Raw genomic sequence first — 3548 nt, 5'->3', positions numbered from 1 at the left:
GACCAACCAGTGGAAAGGGGAGGCCGCCGGGGAGGGGATGCTCGCGACCGCCCGTCAGTGGCCAGCCGATTTGCTGGTGCTGGGTGCTTTTGGCAAGGCCCTGTGGCAGGAGGAATGGTTTGGGGGCACGAGCCGACACGTTCTGGCCTGCGCCGACCTGCCGATCCTGATCGCCCACTAGCAACCCACCAGCGGAAAACACCTTCTTACAACCTGGCCTGTCTCAGACACACCTGCGTGCGCGGATGGCGATCGCGCGGTTGTGCCATAACGAGAAAGACCAGCCATGCCCAGCATGCCATTCACCCGCCGGATTGTGCAGATCACACTGCTGAAGTATGCAATCGTCCATTGACCCAACCAGACCCACGAGTGCGCCGTCCTCGTGCCACAGAACGAGTTCAAGCTTTATTCGATCCTGGCGACAGGTGAAAAGCAATACAGTTTCACCGCGGGTGACCAGATCGCCCGGTTTGCCACGTCGCACGGCAAACTTCTGCGCTGGCATAACCTGATCTGGATGAACGACGAGGTCGCGCCTCAGACACCTTTCGATCCAGATCGGTGGCACGTGTTCCTGGAAGGCGCGGCGGCTACGGGCTTGTCCATGGCTGTGACGGAGTTTGATTTAAACGACCAGCTTGCACCTGGTACGCCGGAGCAGCGAGTATGACGACACATACCGTCCTAAGCTTCTTCGCAAATCGATTGCCCGGGCGTTGAAGGAAGCGCCGGTTCGCACATAGCATTATTTCGGTGTGAGGCGGAACAGACCACCGGGTTCAGCGTCGCGAACGCGCTTCCAGCAGCTATCGAATACTGCTGATGGTTTTGCCCTGCACCAGCGTACCGACCACGGCCCCGGTCGCTTGATTGATTCCGAGCAGTCGTATAATCACCGCATCGCCCAGAATCGGTCCATTTGAACCATAGGGGCGAGGGACAATCGCATCGACACCGCATTCAAGCCGGGCACGCCATCCACTGCCGGCGGGTGTCATCGAAGTCAGCACCGCAGGGTAGATTTGGCCCACGACCAGCTCGGAGGGAATGGATTGTTTAATGGGGGCGGCCCGGTTTCATTGAATTGACCCGTAAGTATGCGCCAACTAGAAATGCCACGCCCAGCTGTTCAAGGTGAGGAGGTGCAGGTCGTGAATCCCGAACCCAAGGAAAGATTCAAGTTGTTGAATTTGCAAGGCCATTGCGTATGGCGCACCGCCAATGACGTGCTGACTTGTAGAATTATTTCGGCGTGAGGCGGTACAAGCCACCGGGTTCAGCGTCTTACAGTAGCCAGAGCGAACCATCCGGCGCCTCTTCGATATCCCGGATGCGTTTGCCGAGGCTCCAGCGCCCGACCGCGGTGGCGCCGCCCTTGCGGTCAACGGTGACGCGAATGATGCCCATGCTGATAAGGCCGCTGATCAAGGCGCTGCCTTTCCACGTCGGGAACATGCTGCCCTTGTAGAACATAAGGTTGCCTGGCGCGATCACCGGCACCCAATACATCACGGGCTTGGCGAGATCGGGCCGCGTATCGGGGGAGGGGATGGGCACGCCGTTATAGTTCATGCCATACGAAACCAGCGGCCAGCCGTAATTCTTGCCACGCTGGATCAGGTTCAGTTCGTCGCCGCCGCGAGGGCCGTGCTCAAGTTCCCACAGTCGACCATCAGGAGCGAAGGCGAGGCCATAAGGTGTGCGATGGCCGGTGGTCCAGGTTTCGGACGGCGTAAGGTTGGGTCCGGGGAACGTATAGGTGCTGACCACCGGTGCGGATTTGGCGGCCTCCGTATCGGTGGCCGGGTCGATCAGCGAAATGGTATGAGCACCGACTTTTTTTGCCCATGGATTGCCCGGTGCGGGTTTGCCGTCCAGTGTCAGCCGCAGGATCTTGCCCTCCGGTTGATCGGGATCCTGCGCGGGTGTGAAGCGCTGGCGGTCGCCCACGGTGAGGAAGAGGTACTTGCCGTCCGGTGAGAAGGCGATCTGGGCGCCGGCCTGGCCGCCCTTGCCCGTGGGCATCTGGCTCCAAAGTACCTGGAAGCCGTCCAGCCGGGCCTGATTGCCATCCAGCACGAGTTGACCTCGACCCATGACCAGGCCGCCGCCGTAGTCACCGGGTGCGACATATGTGAGGTACACATTGTGGTCGCGGGCGTAATGGGGCGAAAGGAAGACGCCCAGCATGCCGTTCTGACCTTCGACATAGCTGGGCGGCACGCCCTTGATCTCGGTCTTGGCGCCCTGGGGAGTCACCAGATCCAACTTGCCGACCTTCTCGGTCACCAGCATGCGGCCATCCGGCAGGAAAGCTATGCGCCAAGGCAGATCGAAGCTAGCTACCTTCGTGATGTTGAAGGGGAGGTCGGGATCGGGTTTCTGGTCGCCTGCATTGGTCTGTGCATGGGCGGCGGTTGTCAGTAGTGCCCCAAGCAAGAACCCGTTGGCCAGCTTCTTCATTTTGCGTATTTCCCTGCGTCCCAGTGACCGGAAGATTTTAGCGTTCTGAACGCCGTTTGGGTGTGATGGTTTTTTTAAGAAACGAATCGGGCGGATGAACGATTCCCGCACAGGTTTGCTCATGTGTACAGCGTACGCATATAAGCGTACGCTGTACACATGAGCAAAGACCGCATCTTCGATGCCGCGAGGGCCATTCTCGACCGCGAGGGGATTGAGGGCCTTTCGGTGCGCAAAGTCGCCACACGCGCCGGCGTCTCGCCCATGGCGATGTATCGGCACTTCGCTGACAAAGACGCCCTCTTGAACGCGCTGATGGATGACGGCCTCGCTGCCTGGGAGAAGATCGTCCGCGCCATCCGGGCCGAAGATCCCATGAAGTGGCTAGAGACTTCGATCGAGGCTTTCCTCAATTTTGCGCTCAATCAACCGCATAGGTTCGACGCCGCCTTCTTCCTTCCGGCCTCCGAGGCACGGCGCTATCCCGATGACTTCGTAGCGGGCCGTTCTCCGGTCATAGCGATGTTCATGATCAGGATCGATCAGGCTAAAGCGGACGGGCGCCTCGGCGGCACGCCGGCGATTGATGTCGCGTTGGCGCTCGCGAGCATGGCGCAAGGGCTGGTCTCCATGCAGCGCGCCAACCGATTTGCCAGCGACAAGCAGTTCCGGACGCTCTTTCGCGCCCAGCTCCACCATTGTCTTCAATCCTTTTCCGCCTCCGGGAGAACTCGATGAGTGCCATCGCAAAAGTCGCGGCCGCGATGCTAGCCGCCACCGTCGCTCTATCGGGGCAAGCCATTGCCAAGCCGCTGGCTATCGTCAATGCCCATATCTATCCGTCGCCCAACGCTCCGGAGATACGTGACGGTGTAGTGCTTGTGCAGGACGGCAAGATCGTCAAAGTCGGCACCCGGTCAAAGGTTTCCGTTCCCAAGGCAGCTCGCGTGATTGACGCGCACGGCGCTGTCCTCACGGCCGGGTTCTGGAACAGCCACGTTCATATCATGCCCTTGGATCTTATGAGCGCGAAGACAGCCAAGGCGGAGGCGCTCGAAGGCAGCATCCAGGCGATGTTGACG

At 60.0% G+C, this 3548-nt stretch carries 4 protein-coding genes and 2 pseudogenes; 4 read left to right on the top strand and 2 right to left on the bottom strand.

Annotated features, from left to right (window positions below; genetic code table 11):
- Both VK519_RS10065 and VK519_RS10060 read left to right on the top strand, forming a co-directional pair.
- Window positions 1–181 (top strand): universal stress protein (locus VK519_RS10065; protein ID WP_324349467.1); only part of this gene is annotated, 181 nt, incomplete at its 5' end.
- Between the two features lie 198 nt (window positions 182–379).
- Window positions 380–673: pseudogene (locus VK519_RS10060) on the top strand (endo-1,4-beta-xylanase); the annotation flags it as partial.
- A gap of 136 nt (window positions 674–809) precedes the next feature.
- Here the strand turns inward: VK519_RS10060 and VK519_RS10055 are convergent.
- Together VK519_RS10055 and VK519_RS10050 are read right to left on the bottom strand one after the other, a co-directional pair.
- Entirely contained in the window at window positions 810–1034 is a 225-nt protein-coding gene (locus tag VK519_RS10055) for a hypothetical protein (RefSeq protein WP_324349466.1), read from the bottom strand.
- Between the two features lie 253 nt (window positions 1035–1287).
- Window positions 1288–2589: a PQQ-dependent sugar dehydrogenase gene (locus tag VK519_RS10050; RefSeq protein WP_324349464.1), complete on the bottom strand. Its 1302-nt coding sequence runs from the start codon at window positions 2587–2589 to the stop codon at window positions 1288–1290.
- 36 nt (window positions 2590–2625) lie between these two features.
- Here VK519_RS10050 and VK519_RS10045 point away from each other — a divergent pair, with 36 nt between their 5' ends.
- Together VK519_RS10045 and VK519_RS10040 are read left to right on the top strand one after the other, a co-directional pair.
- On the top strand, window positions 2626–3204 hold the full coding sequence (locus VK519_RS10045; protein WP_324349463.1) for a TetR/AcrR family transcriptional regulator: 579 nt from the start codon (window positions 2626–2628) through the stop codon (window positions 3202–3204).
- Window positions 3201–3548: pseudogene (locus VK519_RS10040) on the top strand (hypothetical protein); the annotation flags it as partial. The gene VK519_RS10045 and the pseudogene VK519_RS10040, both read left to right, overlap by 4 nt.

The sequence above is a fragment of the Pinirhizobacter sp. genome (assembly GCF_035317885.1).
In the GTDB taxonomy this organism is placed as follows: domain Bacteria; phylum Pseudomonadota; class Gammaproteobacteria; order Xanthomonadales; family Rhodanobacteraceae; genus Pinirhizobacter.
Note: the sequence above shows the minus strand (reverse complement) of the source record. Positions and strands in the feature narration are given on the sequence as shown.